This window comes from Amaricoccus sp. B4 (genome assembly GCF_043226085.1).
GTDB lineage: Bacteria > Pseudomonadota > Alphaproteobacteria > Rhodobacterales > Rhodobacteraceae > Amaricoccus.
Genome location: NZ_CP171225.1, coordinates 3,151,372 through 3,166,784, shown reverse-complemented (window position 1 = coordinate 3,166,784; position 15,413 = coordinate 3,151,372). Strand labels below are relative to the sequence as shown.

Sequence of the window (15,413 nt, the reverse complement as noted above, 5' to 3'; positions counted from 1 at the left end):
GCAGCCCCCCGAGGAGATCTCTTCCATGCGCACCGAACCCGCCTTCATCTTCGATCTCGACGGCACCCTCGTCGACAGCGTCTACCAGCATGTGCTCGCCTGGAAGGAAGCGCTCGATACCGAGGGGATCGACCTCTCCGTCTGGCGCATCCACCGCAAGATCGGCATGAGCGGCGGCCTCTTCACCAACCAGCTCCTGCGCGAGATCGGGCTCGAGATCGAACCCGAGCGCGTAGACCGGCTCCGTCAGGCCCATGCCGAGGCCTACAACCGCTTCACCGGCCGCATCCGCCCCCTGCCCGGCGCCCGCGAGCTTCTCGCCTGGCTGAGCGAGGCGGGCATTCCCTGGGCCATCGCCACCAGCGGCCGGATGGAAACCGCGGCGCTCAATCTCCAGGCCCTCGGCGTCGATCCCGAGACGGCGACGGTCGTCACGCGCGATCAGGTGAAATATGCAAAGCCCGACCCCGATCTCTTCATAACCGCCGCCGAACGCCTCGACGTGCCGGTCGAGACCTCGGTGATCGTCGGCGACAGTGTCTGGGACGTGCTCGCCGCAACCCGCTGCCGCGCGCTCGGCGTCGGCCTCCTGAGCGGCGGCTACGGCTCCGACGAGCTGCGCCAGGCGGGCGCGATCCGGGTCTACGAGGATCCTGCAGACCTGCTGCACCATATCGACGAGGTCGGCGGGCGCCGTTAGGCGCCTGGGACACGCGCGGCGGGTTCTGGTCTGGAGATGTTTTCCTGAAGGATGGTGCCGGATGCAGGACTCGAACCCGCGACCTTCGGTTTACAAAACCGCTGCTCTACCAACTGAGCTAATCCGGCATCTGCCTTCGTCCGCACCGAGGCGAAGCCCTGCGACGCAAGCCCCCGCTGATTAACGGCTCCGGCCGCCCATGGCAACAGATCTGCGCGGGCGGCCTCAGCCCTGCGCCATGCGCGCGATGCGCACGAAAAGCCGCTCGACCAGCGCGAGCCCCGGTGTCGGCCGCCCCGAGCGGAGGCGGAGCTCCGCCTCGAGGATCTGCTCGAGCGCCCGCTCGAGACGGGCGGGGCCGAAGGCGCGCGCCTGCGCCGCCATCCGCGCGCGCCGCGGCCCGAAGACCGGCGGACGCGCCCGAGATAACGCGGCATCCGGCCCGGCCGGATCGAGCGATGCGGCGTAGAGCAGGCGGAAATGCCGCGCCGCCGCGATGGTGAGGCTCGTCGAGGCCCCGCTCCGCCCGCCCAGCCGGGCAAAGGCGCGGGCGAGGGCATCCGCACGCCCCGACGCCACGAGGTCGATCAGGGCGTCGAGCTCCGCTTCGGGCGGCGGCGGCGCGCAGGCCGCGACATCCGCCGAACTCAGCGCATCGGCCACCCCGCGCATGTAGAGCGCGATCTTTTCCAGCACCTGATCGAAATCGCCGGGGTCGAGCCCCGCGGCAAGCGCTTCGAGATCGGCCATCGCGCCGGGTTCGATCCGCTCGAGCCCCGCCCGCGTCAGGGCGGCCTCGATCTCGTCGCGCCGCATGGCATCGGCATAGATCCCGATCGCAAAGGCGTTCTTCGCCGTCTCGAACGCCTTGCGGAGCGCGCTGCGCGGCGTGAGGGTGCCCGCCGTCACCACCATCGCCGCATCACCCGGCCGCCAGTCGGCAAGCGTTGCCCGAATCGCCTCGGCATTGCCGTCGCCCGCCTCGTCCACGAGCACGGCGCGCGCGCCGGGAAAGAAGCCGACCGCCTTCACCGCATCGTTGAGCGCGGCGGGATCGCGGCGGAGATCGGCCCCGGAGAGGCGCGTCAGCCGCATCTCCTCGGCGCCCTTCGGCCCGATCAGCGCAAGGATGAGCGCCTTGCGGCGATGCGCCACCCGCATCGCATCGGCCCCGTAGAGCAGCGCCCCGGCCCCGCCGGTATCGGGCTTGTCGAAATAGCGTGCGGCATCGCGTCCCGAAAGCTTCATCGCGGCCGCATCACGGGCCGGTGCCGACGCCGGGCGCTTCCGCCCAGTTCGCCGCGTCCAGCGCGAGGCGCTGCACGATGTCATCGGCAAGCTGCCGCGTCACGCGCACGATGGCGTTTTCCTCCGCCGCCCGGCTGGCAAAGGCCGAAGCCGTCTCGGATTCGGGCGCGCTGAAGCCTGCGATCGCCCGGACCCGGTCCTCGAACACAGGGCGCGCGCCGCCGATCGGGATGAGCCGGTAGGTCGCGACGCCGATCACGTCGAACCTCGTGGTGACGTTGGTGGTGGTGAGGGTGACGCCGACCGTCTCCACCTCCAGATCGACCTCGAGCCGGTGGGTCGCACGCTCCGCCGGCCCCAGCCGCTCGATCAGCCGCTCGCGCAGCGTGTAGCCTTCCGCGGAGGGAATCACATCGACCGCGACCTGGCCGAAAATCGCGCGCGCCGGCGAACCCTCGCCATACATCGGCTCGAAGCCGCAGGCGGACAGGAGCGGCGCGAGCCCCGCAAGGCCCGCGCGCATCAGGAAGCCTCTGCGGTCAGACGACCACATTCACGATCCGCCCCGGCACGACGATGAGCTTGCGCGGCGCGCCGCCGTTCAGCGCCTTCATCACCACATCGGAGGCCAGCACCAGCGCCTCGACCGCCTCGCGCGCGGCATCCGCCGGCACCGAGATCTCGCCGCGGCGCTTGCCGTTGATCTGGATCGGAAGCGTCACGCTGGCCTCGACGAGCATCTCCGGGTCCGGGTCGGGCCAGGGCGCGGAGACCACGAGGCCGGCGCCGCCAAGTGCGGCCCAGACCTCCTCGGCCAGATGCGGCACCATCGGCGCCATGAGCTGGGCCATGGTCCGCATCGCGAACCGCCGTGCCGCCGTCAGGCCCGGCGCCTCGCCGCGCGCCTTCGCGATCACGTTGGTGAACTCGTAGAGCCGCGCCACCGCCTTGTTGAAGGCAAACCCCTCGATATCGGCGGTCACGTCGCGGATCGCCCGGTGCGCGGCGCGCAGCAGCGCCATCGCCTCCGCGCCGGTCTCGCCGACTTCCTCCGACACCGCGTCGCTCTCGGCGGCGATCTCCGACGCGATTCGCCAGACGCGCTGCAGATGCTTGAAGGCCGCTTCCGCCCCGGCGGCCGTCCACTCGACGTCGCGCTCCGGCGGGCTGTCCGACATCACGAACCAGCGCGCGGTATCGGCGCCATAGCGCTCGATGATGTCCTCGGGATCGACGACGTTCTTCTTCGACTTCGACATCTTGATCTGCGGGCCGATCTCGACGGCGGTGCCGTCCTTCAGGCGCGCGCCGGTCTCGTCGCGGATGACCTCCTCGGGGGCATGCCAGACCGTGCGTCCGCCCGCGCCCTTCGTCGCATAGGTCTCGTGCGTGACCATGCCCTGGGTGAAGAGCGCATCGAACGGCTCGATCGCCTTTTCGGGCAGATGCCCGGTCTTCTGCATCGCGCGGGCAAAGAAGCGCGAATAGAGCAGATGCAGGATCGCATGCTCCACGCCGCCGATATACTGGTCCACGTTCATCCAGTAATCGACATCCGGAAGGCTGGTCGGCGTCGCGGCACGGGGCGCGGTGAAGCGGGCGAAATACCACGAGCTGTCGACGAAGGTGTCCATCGTGTCGGTCTCGCGCCGGGCCGCGCCGCCACATTTCGGACAGCTCGCCCTGCCCCAGGTCGGATGCCGCTCGAGCGGATTGCCCGGCTTGTCGAAGCTCACGTCCTCGGGCAGCCGCACCGGCAGGTTTGCCTTGGCCTCCGGCACCACGCCGCAGCTCTCGCAATGCAGCACCGGGATCGGGCAGCCCCAGTAGCGCTGGCGGCTGATGCCCCAGTCGCGCAGGCGGAACTGCACCTTGCCTTCACCCCAGCCACCGGCTTCGGCGAGCGCCACGGTGCGCGCGATCGCCTCCTCGCCGGTCATCACGCCGAGATCCTCCGGGTGCCGCACCCAGCGCACCGGCTCGCTCTTGGGGGGCGTGAAGGCCGTCCCCGCAATGGGCACCGGGTTCTCCGCCGCCTCGAAGGTCGCCGTGACCGGCAGGCCGTATTTCCGGGCGAAATCGAGGTCGCGCTGGTCATGCGCGGGCACGCCGAAGATCGCGCCGGTGCCGTAATCCATCAGGATGAAGTTGGCAATCCAGACCGGAATTTCCCAATTTGGATCAAGGGGATGACGCACCTTCAGCCCGGTGTCGAATCCCTTCTTCTCGGCGGTTTCGAGATCGGCCTCGGAGGTGCCGCTGCGACGGCACTCGGCACAGAAGGCTGCGATCTCGGGATTGTCCGCCTCGAGTGCCTTGGCCAGCGGATGGTCGGGCGAGATCCCGAGGAAGCTTGCCCCCATAATCGTGTCGGGCCGGGTGGTGTAGACCTCGATTCGCTCGACGCCCGCCGCCGGCGCGCTGAGCGCCCAGGAGAACTGCAGGCCCTGGCTCTTTCCGATCCAGTTGCGCTGCATCGTGCGGACCTTCTCGGGCCAGGCCGTGAGCCCGTCGATCGCCGAGAGCAGCTCGTCGGCATAATCGGAGATGCGGAAAAACCACTGGGTGAGCTCGCGGCGCTCGACCGGTGCGCCCGAGCGCCAGCCGCAGCCGTCGATCACCTGCTCGTTGGCAAGCACCGTCATGTCGACCGGGTCCCAGTTCACGACCGCAGCCTTGCGATAGACGAGCCCGGCCTCGAGCATGTCGATGAACATCGCCTGCTGCTGGCCGTAATACTCCGGATCGCAGGTGGCGAACTCGCGCGACCAGTCGATCGAGAAGCCCATCGGCTTCATCTGCTCACGCATTGTGGCAATATTGCCATAAGTCCATGTGCCCGGATGCACACCCTTGTCCATCGCCGCATTCTCGGCCGGCATGCCGAACGCGTCGAATCCCATCGGATGCAGGACGTTGAAGCCGCGCGCGAGCTTGTAGCGCGCGATCACATCCCCCATCGTGTAGTTCCGGGTATGGCCGATATGAATGCGCCCCGAGGGATAGGGGAACATCTCGAGCACATAGTATTTCGGCCGGGCGGGATCGCGCTCGGCACGGAAGACGCCCGCCGCCTCCCAGGCCTGCTGCCATTTCGGTTCAACCCCGCGGGCATCGTAACGCGACATGGGTCATCCACTTCCTTAAAGTCTTGCATGCGGGCGCGCGCGGGCGCCCTTAGTTCCGGCGCTCGGAATCGGCGATGCGGAGCTGCCGGGCCCGGGTGAGGATCGCATCCTCGAGCTGGTTGTTCTCGGCATCGGAGACCGGCACGGCGCGGCCGCCCTGCTGCCGGAACGCGGCAACCTTGAGCGAGCTTGCGTCCAGCGCGGGATCGTCGATCAGCACGGTCACACGGTAACTGCCGCCACCGGCGACACTGCCCCAGCCGGTGAGAATGACGCCGGCAAAGGGATCGGCGGTGTCGAGCGGCAGGAAGGAGAGCGTGTCGAGCGACGCCTGCCAGAGGAAGCGATTGATGAGCACGCCTTGATCGGGATTCCGCTGATTCCGGAACAGATCGAAGAACGACTCGTCGCTGATCTCGAGCTCTTCCTGGCGGCGCTCCTCGTTGCGCTGCGCCTGAAGCTCCGCATCGCCACAGGCGGCGAGCCCGCCGGCGAGAGCAACTCCCGCGATTATGTGAAAGATCCTGCTCACGAACCTGCCAATGACCGAGCCATATTCCTGCTCAGGGTGTGTAAAGTCTCGCCGTCCGAGCGGCAAGAGCAAAGCCGCCGCCCGGCGGCGACCCGCACTGTGGCAAAGGTGCATCATTGGTTGAGTCAAAGCCTGCCTGACTTTTCAATTTCTTGACCCTCGCCCCCCCAATGAGGGAAGAAAGCCTCACCTGATCCGGATGAACCGGGTTTGAGAATAGGTTTCAAGCGAGAAACACGAGGATAGCGATGAAGAAGGTTCTCTTCGCCAGCACTGCTTTCGCCGCTCTGGCGGTTGGCGGCGCGGCTTTCGCCCAGGGCATCACCCTTTACGGCAGCGCCCGGCTCGGCCTCTACTACAACGACGACGCTGACAACAAACTTCAGACGACGTCGCGGACCCGTTTCGGCGTCACCATGACCGGTGAAACCGATTCCGGCATCACCTTCGGTGCCGACATGCGCGCCGACCAGGTCGTCGACGGCAGCATCGACGCCGCCGACAACGGCCGCGCCGGTTCGGCCTTCGTGTCGGGCGCCTTCGGCACCCTGACCTTCGGCGACACCAACGGTGCAGACGAGCAGTGGGTCGGCGACCTCTACGGCGACTTCTCGCTGACCGGTCTGAACGATTGGGATGAAACGATCTTCATCTCGAACGGCGGCTCGCTCGACGACGACAACTTCGTTGCCAACCCCGACGCCCGCCCGACCGTGCGTTATGACTTCGACATCGCCGGCTTCGGTCTGTCGCTGTCGTCCGACCACAGCCTGAACGACGTCGGCGTCGGCGCTGGCTATGCCGGCACCGTGGGCGGCTTCGATCTCTCGATCGGCGCTGGCTACTACAACTTCAAGGGCTTCGAAGTTAACTCCTTCGGCGGCTACCGGCTCGACCCCGTCACCAACGAAGTCGTGGAAGTCACGAACAGCTTCACCGGTAACGACGGCGACCAGTGGAGCGCGATGGTCGGCTTCGGCGCTGGTGACTTCGACATGAACGTCATCTACTCCAGCGTTGACTTCGACGGCCCGGACGCCTGGGAAACCCTCGGCGTTGGCGCCCAGTACAGCTTTGACGCCCTCAGCGTCGGTGCCTACTACACCACGTTCATCAGCGGTGACGGCGGTGCGGACGAATGGGACGGCGACGACGCCTACGAATTCTCCGCGATGTATGACCTCGGCGGCGGCGCGTCCGTCAAGGGCGGCATCCAGGACAACTTCTCCGACACCGTGGTCGCCGACTTCGGTATCGACATGGCATTCTGATCCCGAACGGGACAGTGAGAGGGAAAGGCGGGCCTTCGGGTCCGCCTTTTCTTTTTGTTTCAAGCCTTTTCCTGCCTGCCCGCGCCGCCACCGCACCCCCCGGTCCCTGCCGCGGGAACTCCGCGCGCGAGGCTCCGCTGCGGGTCTTGACCCGGCCCCCTGCTTTCTGTAAGGCAAGGCCAATTCTCCGGAGAATCCATCTTCTCCGGTCCTGTCATGTTTCAGGATCGCCGTCGGTCAGCGCGTTGCGCCCACCGGCGCGATAGCTGCTTGAGGGCGTTTCGGCGCCGCTGATCGAGGGGGCACGCGGCCTTATGTTCGAGAACCTGTCCGACCGGCTTTCCGGCGTCTTCGGCAAGCTCACCAAACAGGGGGCGCTGAGCGACGAGGACATCTCGACGGCCCTGCGCGAAGTGCGCGTGGCGCTCCTCGAGGCCGACGTCTCGCTGTCCGTCGCCCGCGATTTCATCAAGAAGGTCTCCGAAAGCGCCCGGGGCCAGGCGGTCACCAAATCGGTGACGCCGGGCCAGCAGGTCGTGAAGATCGTGCATGACGCGCTGATCGAGATGCTGGCCGGCGACGACGCGACCGCCGGCGCCCTGCGCATCGACAGCCCCCCTGCCCCGATCCTGATGGTCGGCCTGCAGGGCTCGGGCAAGACCACCACCACCGCGAAACTCGCCAAGCGCCTCAAGGAGCGCGAGGGCAAGCGCGTGCTCATGGCCTCGCTCGACACCCGCCGCCCGGCGGCGATGGAACAGCTCGCGGTCCTCGGCACCCAGGTCGGCGTCGATACCCTGCCGATCGTCGCCGGTCAGAACGCGGTTGCCATCGCCAAGCGCGCCAAGCAGCAGGCGACCCTCGGCGGCTATGATGTCGTCATGCTCGACACCGCCGGCCGCCTGCATATCGACGACGAGCTGATGACCGAGGTCGAAGCCGTCCGCGATGCAACGAAGCCGCACGAGACCATCCTCGTGGTCGACGGCCTCACCGGTCAGGACGCGGTCAACGTGGCCGAGCAGTTCGACGGCCGCATCGGCATCTCGGGCGTCGCGCTCACCCGCATGGACGGCGACGGCCGCGGCGGCGCCGCGCTCTCGATGCGCGCCGTCACCGGCAAGCCCATCAAGTTCGTCGGCCTCGGCGAGAAGATGGACGCGCTGGAGGAATTCCACCCCGAACGCGTCGCCGGCCGCATCCTCGGCATGGGCGATATCGTCTCCCTCGTCGAGAAGGCGCAGGAAACCCTCGAGCGCGAAGCCGCCGAGCGGATGATGAAGCGGTTCCAGAAGGGTCAGTTCAACATGAACGACCTCAAGGGCCAGCTCGAGCAGATGATGAAGATGGGCGGCATGCAGGGCATCATGGGGATGCTTCCGGGCATGGGCAAGATGGCCCAGCAGATGGAAAGCGCCGGGCTCGATGACAAGGTTCTGCGCCGCCAGATCGCGCTCATCGATTCGATGACCAAGCAGGAGCGCCGCAACCCGGCCCTGCTTCAGGCGAGCCGCAAGAAGCGCATTGCCGCGGGCGCGGGCATGGACGTGGCCGATCTCAACAAGCTCCTCAAGATGCACCGCCAGATGGCCGACGTCATGAAGAAGATGGGCGGCAAGGGCGGCATGAAGAAGCTGATGCGCGGCGGTCTCGGCGGCCTGCTCGGCAAGGGTGCGGGCGGCATGGCTCCGGGTGGCGGCGGGCTGCCGGGCGGGATGCCCGGCGCGATGCCCCCGGGCGGCGGACTGCCGGGCGGCATGGCGCTCCCCCCCGGCCTCTCCGGTCTGGGCAAGAAGAAATGACGATGCGCATCGACCTCGCCACCGCTTGGCAGGGCGCTGGCTTCGGGCGTTTCCGGCGGATCGCACCGGAGGGGCTCGCATGACCGATGCCGAGACCATCCGCCGCGCCGCCGATCTGCTGAAGGGGCACCGGGAATCGATCGACCGGCTCGATGCGATTCTCGTCTTCACGCTCGCCGAGCGTTTCAAGCACACGCAGGCGGTCGGACGCCTCAAGGCGCAGCACGAGCTGCCGCCCTCCGACCCCGCACGCGAGTCGGTGCAGATCGAACGGCTCGAACGGCTCGCGCACGAAGCCGATCTCGACCCCGAATTCGCCAAGAAATTCCTGAACTTCATCATTTCCGAAGTGATCAGGCATCACGAGAGACATCTCGAAAACGGGCAGAAGCCCGGCCCCCGTCCATGAACAGGAGACAAGACCCATGGCAATGAAGATCCGGCTCGCCCGCGGCGGGTCCAAGAAACGCCCCCATTACTCCATCGTCGCCGCCGACAGCCGCATGGCGCGTGATGGCCGCTTCATCGAGAAGCTCGGCACCTACAACCCGCTGCTGCCGAAGGGCGACGAGAAGCGCGTCCAGATGGACCTCGAGCGTGTGCAGTACTGGCTCGGCCAGGGCGCGCAGGCCACCGACCGCGTGAGCCGCTTCCTCGAAGCCGCCGGCGTCACCACCGCGAAGACCCGCAGCAACCCCAAGCAGGGCGAGCCGGGCAAGGCCGCGCAGGCCCGCGCGAAGGAACGTGCCGAGAAAGCCGCCGCTGCGGCCGCAGCGACCGAGGACGCCGCTGCCGAATAAGGCACGGCAAGCGCCGCCCCGACGGCGGCGGGCAGGAGCACGGTCATGGCCAGACGGCCCGATCTCGTCTGTCTCGGGGCGCTCGCGGGCGCCTGGGGCGTACAGGGTGCTGTACGCCTCAAGTCGTTCTGCGCGGTGCCGGAAGACATCGCCGATTATGCGCCGCTCCTCACCGAGGACGGCCGCAGCTTCGGCGTGACGCTCCTTCGTCCGCTCTCGGGCGCCTTTGCCGCGCGTCTGACCGGCGTCGGTGACCGCGAAGCCGCCGAGGCCCTCAAGGGCACCCGGCTCTACGCGCCGCGCGACCGGCTGCCCTCCCTGCCCGACGACGAGTTCTACCACACCGATCTGATCGGCCTTCTGGTCGTGGATGCGGGCGGGGCCGAGATCGGGCGGATCAAGGCGGTGATGGATCACGGCGCGGGCGACATTCTGGAGGTGGCGCGGCCGGGCCAGCCGCCGCTCCTGCTGCCCTTCACCCGCGAGGCGGTTCCGACCGTCGATCTCGCGGGCGGGCGCGTTGTCGCCGACCCGCCGCCGGGGCTCGACGGGGGCGAGGATGACTGAGCCGGTCTGGACCGCCCGCGTCCTGACACTCTTTCCCGAGATGTTTCCCGGGCCGCTCGGCACCTCCCTCACCGGCCGGGCGCTCGCCGATGGGCTCTGGGGACTCGAGACCTACCAGATTCGCGACTTCGCCACTGACCGGCACCGCAGCGTCGATGACACGCCCGCAGGCGGCGGGGCCGGCATGGTCCTGAAGGCCGATGTCGCGGCCCGCGCCATCGATGCGGCCGAGAGCGGGCATGTGCGGGCCGACTGGCCGGTGATCTACCTCTCCCCCCGCGGCCCGCGGCTCGACCAGGCCCTGGCCCGGCGCCTCGCGGACGGCGCCGGCGTCACGCTCTTTTGCGGGCGTTTCGAAGGACTTGACGAGCGCGTGCTGCGGGCGCGGCAGGTCATCGAGGTCTCGCTCGGGGATTTCATCCTGACGGGGGGTGAAATCGCCGCGATGGCCTTGATCGATGCCTGCGTTCGGCTTATACCCCGCGTTCTGGGTAATCCTGAGTCGCCGGTCGAGGAATCGTTTTCGTCCGGTCTTTTGGAGCATCCGCAATATACCCGCCCGACCGAATGGGAAGGTCACGCGATACCCGAGGTTCTCCTCTCGGGCCATCACGGACGGATCGCCAGCTGGCGACGCTCCCAGGCGGAAAGGCTGACCAAGGAACGTCGTCCCGACCTCTGGCGGGCCTATGTGGCAGGGCAGCAGCCCCGCGCCGCATATGCGGACCCGGCAGGAGAGACAGAGCTCTCGGACGCGCAGATCATCGCCGATGAAGGCGAGCTTGAGAAGGACGACAGAGGATGAACCTCATCGCTGAACTCGAGGCCGAGCAGATTGCCGCTCTGGCCAAGGAGATTCCCGATTTCTCCGCCGGCGACACCGTGCGCGTCGGCTACAAGGTGACGGAAGGCAGCCGCTCGCGCGTGCAGGCCTATGAAGGCGTCTGCATCAGCCGCAACGGCGGCGCGGGCATCGGCGCAAGCTTCACCGTCCGCAAGATTTCCTTCGGCGAAGGCGTCGAGCGTGTGTTCCCGCTCCACTCGCCGAACATCGATTCGATCACCGTGGTCCGCCGCGGCAAGGTCCGCCGCGCCAAGCTCTACTACCTGCGCGAGCGCCGCGGCAAATCGGCCCGCATCGTCGAGAAGTCCAACTACAAGCCCAAAGCCGAAGCAAAGGCCTGAGGAGAGCTGCGATGAAAAAAGGCATCCATCCGGACTATCACTTCATCGAAGTGAAGCTGACCGACGGCACCACCTACCAGACCCGCTCGACCTACGGCGCCGAGGGCGACACGCTTGCGCTCGAAATCGACCCGAGCGCGCACCCGGCCTGGACCGGCGGTTCGCAGCGCCTGATCGACTCCGGCGGCCGCGTGTCGAAATTCAAGAAGAAATACGAAGGACTTGGCTTCTGAGCCTTCCGCGAATCAAGCCAATCGTCTAGATTTTGTGGAGCGCTCCCGCTGGGGGCGCTCCATTTGGTTTGACCATCTGGTTCGGACTGCACACACTCGGAAAGACGGGGCCCATCTATGGCGCAGATCATTGTCATGGGAAACGAGAAGGGTGGATCGGGCAAGTCGACCACCGCCATGCACGTGATCACCGCGCTCGTCCGCGCCGGTCATCCCGTCGGGGCGCTGGATTTCGACCTCCGCCAGCGCAGCCTCTTCCGTTACCTCGACAACCGCGACGACTACATGCGGCGGCACGGCTTCGCCCTGCCCATGCCGCGGCGGATCGCAGTGGAGGCGAGCGATCTCGACAGCCGGCTCGATGCCGAGCTCGAGGATCAGGAGCGATTCCTCGAGGCGATCGCCGATCTCAGCCGGGATTGCGAGTATATCGTCATCGACTGTCCGGGATCGCACACCTCGCTCTCCCGCGCCGCCCATGCCGCGGCCGATATCCTCGTCACACCGCTCAACGACAGCCTTGTCGATTTCGACATGCTGGCCCGCCTCGATCCGGTGGACGGCCATATCCTCGGGCCCTCGCTCTATTCCGAGATGGTCTGGAAGGCCCGCCAGAACCGCGCCACGGCCGGCCGGGCGCCGATGGACTGGGTAGTGCTCCGGAACCGCATGTCGACCTTCGACGCACGCAACAAGCGCCGCGTCGGGGCCGCGCTGGATGAACTGGCGAGCCGCATCGGTTTCCGGATCGCGCCGGGCTTCTCGGAGCGGGTGATCTTCCGCGAGCTCTTCCTCTCCGGCCTCACCCTGCTCGATCTGCGCGGTGACGATCCCCAGGCCATGACGATGTCGAACATCGCCGCGCGCCAGGAAGTACGCGACCTCGTGCGCGCCCTTGACCTGCCCGCAGCCTCCGTCGCGGCCTGATTTCCTTCCCCCGCAAAAGAAAGACGCCGCGCTCCGAGGAGGGCGGCGCCGAAGGTGCGCGAGGAAAAGGTCCCGGTCAGGTGCCCGGTGCGATCGGAGCACAATCCGAATCGAGCTGCTGCAGAGCGCGGCAGGCCGAAACCGCACTCTCCTGGCTCAGCCCGACGAACTGGGCGCGGTAGATGGTGACGCCGCTCACGTTCGACGATTCGATGCGCCGGAGGCTGCCGGAGAGCTGCGGCACGTCCTTGAGGGCGGTGGTCAGGAGCTGGCGCTCTGCATCGGCCTTCGCCCGGTGCACGCCGATCTGGACGCCCCATTCGTGGCCGCCGGTGCTGGTGGGCTCGCTGGTGGTCAGCGACACCGGCACCGTGCGGGCCGGCGGAACTTCCGTGGCGACCGCCGCGGGCCGGGGTGCTGCATTCGCTGCCGAAGCGGCAAAGGTGGAGGCCGATCCCGCCGAAGCCACCGCCATGGGTGCGCTTTCGGTGGTCCCGTCATCCGGCCGCGGGGCCGGGCGGCCGATCAGCCCCCCGAGATCGACGCGGCTCTTCGAGACATTCGCGCTGGCAAGCTCTGCATTCACTTCGGCGATGGCCGCTGCGATGCTTTCGGAATTGCGCGCGATCGGGCCGGAAGCCCAGCCCACCGAACGGGGAATCGGCCGCGTGCTCCGGCTGAGCTGGGCAACCCGTGCCACCGCAATCCCGGAAGTGGACCCGGCCAGAGCCTTCGCGGGCGCGCTCGGCGCCGCCAAGGCGGCCGCGCTCGGCGCGGCGCTCGCCACCGCGACGGTCCGCATCCGCAGCGACGCCGGCGGATCGAGCTTGGCGTAGCGCGGCATCTTGCCGAAGCCGAGATCCATGAGCCGCATCACCTCGGCATTGCGCGCAGCCGTGCTCTTGCCGCCGAGGACAGCCACGATCACCCGCTTGTCGCCTTTCCTGGCCGAGGAGACGAGGTTGAAGCCCGCGGCGCGGGTATAGCCTGTCTTGATGCCGTCAGCGCCCGGATAGGCATCGAGCAGGCGGCGGTTGGTGTTGTTCACCGTCTTGATGCCGGCCGAGGTCGAGCGGCGGCTGAAGAGATTGTAGTACTGCGGAAAATCGTAAACCATCCGCCGGCCGAGCAGCGCCATGTCGCGGGCGGTGGACATGTGCCCCGTCCTGGTCAGGCCGTTCGCGTTCTTGAACTGCGTGTTCCGCATGCCCATCGCGGCCGCGTAGCTGTTCATGAGATTGGCGAAGGCCGATTCGGAGCCTGCCACCGTCTCGCCGAGCGCCGTCGCCGCATCGTTGGCCGACTTCACCGCCGCTGCACGGATGAGATAGCGCAGCTCGATCTCCTGGCCCGGGCGCAGTCCCAGCTTGGAGGGCGGCTCGCTGGCGGCATGGGCGGAGATTCGCACCTTCTGATCGAGGGAAAGCCGCCCCTGCCGCACCTGATCGAAGACAATATAAAGCGTCATCATCTTGGTGAGCGACGCCGGATGCACCGGCGTATCGGCGTTTTGCGAGTATACAACCTTGCCGGTACGGGCGTCCATGACGAGTGCGGCATGCTGTTGTGCCTGCGCAGCACCGGTCCATAGCACGACGCAGATCGCGAGGAAGACCCCGCGGGACAAGGTTCGGATCATCACTGCCTCCGGCGCCACGGGCGCCTTGCCTCGGATTTATCGCAACCGTTAACGACGATTGCTTTATTTTGGGTTAACCTAACACGCTAACCTGCTGTCGCAAACACCTTTGTCGGAATGGGCCAACGGCCGGAAGCGCGAGCGTGGCAATCTTGCACAAATAAATTAGGACCAAAAATTTTGTGCAGTGCAGCACGAACCGTTGACGCAGCGCAACAAAACCGGTAATTGAAGGAATGTCACCAACAGAGCTCATTAACCATAGACCTCTGGAGAGACCGAAATGACCACTCAGGCCGCCAAGTCCGCCGAAAAGAAAGAGCCCATTGAAATGATGAACGACGCCGTTCAGGAAGCCACCGCCAAAGTCGAAACCCTGGTTGCCGACACGCAGAAGAACCTGTCGGAACAGTTCGAAAAGCTCACCAAGAGCTTCGAGAATCTGACGGCGTTCAGCCAGGAAAACATGGACGCGGTTGTCAAGTCCTCCGAAATCGCTGCGAAGGCCGGTGAAGGCATTGCCAGCGAAATCAGCGCCTACTCGAAGAAGTCCTTCGAAGACGGTGTTGCCGCCGCTCAGGATCTCGCCTCGGCGAAGACCATGACCGAACTCTTCGAGAAGCAGACCGCCTTCGCGCAGTCCGCCTTTGAAGGCTTCATGAGCCAGGCGACCAAGATGAACGAAATCTACGTCGCGGCTGCCAAGGACATCACCGCCCCGCTCGGCGCCCGCGTGAGCGCGGCCACCGACGCCGTGAAGTCCTTCTCGCTCTAAGAAGTCTTTCTCTACCTTTACCCAGTACGCCCCCGCGAGCGCCGTTCCTCCCTGGCGGTTTGTGGGGACGCGAGTACCGAATGGCCCCGGAGACGAAAGTCTCCGGGGTTTTTTGTCCGGGCCGAAGCATTGTCCCGGCCCCCGGTGCCACAGAGCGATTCGCGCCGCCCGACGGGCGGGCGCACGCGCAATTGCGCCCTTCGGCCCCTTTCTCTCGCCAGGATCATTTCATATAGTAAGCCGGGGTGCGGAACGAGCTTCGCCCCTGTGGAAAATGGCATGACGGAATCTGGTAACGACAAACCAAATCGCGAGACGGGCGTGCTCACCAAGACACGTCCGAAGACGCAGCGGCCACCGCTTTACAAGGTGATGCTGCTCAACGACGATTATACGCCCATGGAATTCGTGGTGCATGTTCTCGAGCGCTTTTTCGGGATCAATCACAGCCAGGCGATCGACATCATGCTCACGGTCCACCGCAAGGGGCTTGCGGTCGTCGGGGTCTTCTCCTTCGAGATCGCCGAAACCAAGGTCACGCAGGTGATGGACTACGCCCGCCGCAACCAGCACCCGCTCCAGTGCACCATGGAAAGGGAATAGCGC

17 protein-coding genes and 1 tRNA gene are annotated in these 15,413 nt (G+C 66.7%); 12 read left to right on the top strand and 6 right to left on the bottom strand.

The features are described 5' to 3' along the window. Nucleotides 1-25 precede the first annotated feature (25 nt). Nucleotides 26-700: an HAD family hydrolase gene (locus ACF66B_RS15295; protein WP_111430131.1), complete on the top strand. Its 675-nt coding sequence runs from the start codon at nt 26-28 to the stop codon at nt 698-700. A gap of 52 nt (nt 701-752) precedes the next feature. Here the strand turns inward: ACF66B_RS15295 and ACF66B_RS15290 are convergent. The 5 genes from ACF66B_RS15290 to ACF66B_RS15270 form a co-directional block, all read right to left on the bottom strand. Beyond that, nucleotides 753-828, bottom strand: a tRNA-Thr gene (locus ACF66B_RS15290). A 97-nt stretch (nt 829-925) separates the two neighbouring features. Next, on the bottom strand, nt 926-1,948 hold the full coding sequence (holA, locus tag ACF66B_RS15285) for a DNA polymerase III subunit delta (RefSeq protein ID WP_111430130.1): 1,023 nt from the start codon (nt 1,946-1,948) through the stop codon (nt 926-928). Nucleotides 1,949-1,958: 10 nt separating this feature from the next. Beyond that, entirely contained in the window at nt 1,959-2,501 is a 543-nt protein-coding gene (gene lptE / locus ACF66B_RS15280; RefSeq protein ID WP_111430129.1) for an LPS assembly lipoprotein LptE, read from the bottom strand. Then, entirely contained in the window at nt 2,488-5,076 is a 2,589-nt protein-coding gene (gene leuS, locus ACF66B_RS15275) for a leucine--tRNA ligase (protein ID WP_111430128.1), read from the bottom strand. The genes lptE and leuS overlap by 14 nt, the downstream gene beginning before the upstream one ends. Nucleotides 5,077-5,125: 49 nt before the next feature. Beyond that, nucleotides 5,126-5,608 (bottom strand): DUF3576 domain-containing protein, encoded by a 483-nt coding sequence (locus ACF66B_RS15270; RefSeq protein ID WP_392663150.1) that lies wholly within the window; start codon nt 5,606-5,608, stop codon nt 5,126-5,128. Between the two features lie 248 nt (nt 5,609-5,856). Here ACF66B_RS15270 and ACF66B_RS15265 point away from each other — a divergent pair, with 248 nt between their 5' ends. The 9 genes from ACF66B_RS15265 (at nt 5,857) to ACF66B_RS15225 (ending at nt 12,393) form a co-directional block, all read left to right on the top strand. Further along, the gene (locus ACF66B_RS15265; protein WP_111430127.1) at nt 5,857-6,879 is read left to right on the top strand and encodes a porin; all 1,023 of its coding nucleotides are present in this window, start codon (nt 5,857-5,859) and stop codon (nt 6,877-6,879) included. A gap of 314 nt (nt 6,880-7,193) precedes the next feature. After that, the gene (gene ffh, locus ACF66B_RS15260; RefSeq protein ID WP_111430126.1) at nt 7,194-8,681 is read left to right on the top strand and encodes a signal recognition particle protein; all 1,488 of its coding nucleotides are present in this window, start codon (nt 7,194-7,196) and stop codon (nt 8,679-8,681) included. Between the two features lie 79 nt (nt 8,682-8,760). After that, nucleotides 8,761-9,090, top strand: a complete 330-nt coding sequence (locus tag ACF66B_RS15255; RefSeq protein WP_111430125.1) for a chorismate mutase — start codon at nt 8,761-8,763, stop codon at nt 9,088-9,090. 16 nt (nt 9,091-9,106) lie between these two features. Then, complete coding sequence (gene rpsP, locus ACF66B_RS15250) at nt 9,107-9,481, top strand: 30S ribosomal protein S16 (protein WP_111430124.1); 375 nt, start codon at nt 9,107-9,109, stop codon at nt 9,479-9,481. A gap of 45 nt (nt 9,482-9,526) precedes the next feature. Further along, entirely contained in the window at nt 9,527-10,048 is a 522-nt protein-coding gene (gene rimM / locus ACF66B_RS15245) for a ribosome maturation factor RimM (RefSeq protein WP_111430123.1), read from the top strand. Beyond that, nucleotides 10,041-10,853 (top strand): tRNA (guanosine(37)-N1)-methyltransferase TrmD, encoded by an 813-nt coding sequence (gene trmD / locus ACF66B_RS15240; protein ID WP_111430122.1) that lies wholly within the window; start codon nt 10,041-10,043, stop codon nt 10,851-10,853. Before rimM ends, trmD begins: the two co-directional genes overlap by 8 nt. Then, nucleotides 10,850-11,233, top strand: coding sequence for a 50S ribosomal protein L19 (gene rplS, locus ACF66B_RS15235; RefSeq protein WP_111430121.1), 384 nt, complete (start codon nt 10,850-10,852; stop codon nt 11,231-11,233). The genes trmD and rplS overlap by 4 nt, the downstream gene beginning before the upstream one ends. Before the next feature lie 11 nt (nt 11,234-11,244). Continuing rightward, nucleotides 11,245-11,466 carry a 50S ribosomal protein L31 gene (gene rpmE, locus ACF66B_RS15230; protein ID WP_111430120.1) on the top strand — a complete coding sequence of 74 codons (222 nt, stop codon included), beginning with the start codon at nt 11,245-11,247 and terminating at the stop codon, nt 11,464-11,466. Nucleotides 11,467-11,583: 117 nt separating this feature from the next. Further along, a complete protein-coding gene (locus ACF66B_RS15225; RefSeq protein ID WP_111430119.1) occupies nt 11,584-12,393 on the top strand; it encodes a division plane positioning ATPase MipZ in 810 nt (269 codons plus the stop codon). A 76-nt stretch (nt 12,394-12,469) separates the two neighbouring features. Here the strand turns inward: ACF66B_RS15225 and ACF66B_RS15220 are convergent, their stop codons facing one another. Then, nucleotides 12,470-14,032: a D-alanyl-D-alanine carboxypeptidase family protein gene (locus ACF66B_RS15220; protein ID WP_111430118.1), complete on the bottom strand. Its 1,563-nt coding sequence runs from the start codon at nt 14,030-14,032 to the stop codon at nt 12,470-12,472. 283 nt (nt 14,033-14,315) lie between these two features. On the opposite strand from ACF66B_RS15220, the gene ACF66B_RS15215 reads away from it, so the two are divergent. Together ACF66B_RS15215 and clpS are read left to right on the top strand one after the other, a co-directional pair. Continuing rightward, a complete protein-coding gene (locus ACF66B_RS15215; protein ID WP_111430117.1) occupies nt 14,316-14,807 on the top strand; it encodes a phasin family protein in 492 nt (163 codons plus the stop codon). A 279-nt stretch (nt 14,808-15,086) separates the two neighbouring features. Then, on the top strand, nt 15,087-15,410 hold the full coding sequence (clpS, locus tag ACF66B_RS15210) for an ATP-dependent Clp protease adapter ClpS (RefSeq protein WP_111430116.1): 324 nt from the start codon (nt 15,087-15,089) through the stop codon (nt 15,408-15,410). Nucleotides 15,411-15,413 lie beyond the last annotated feature (3 nt).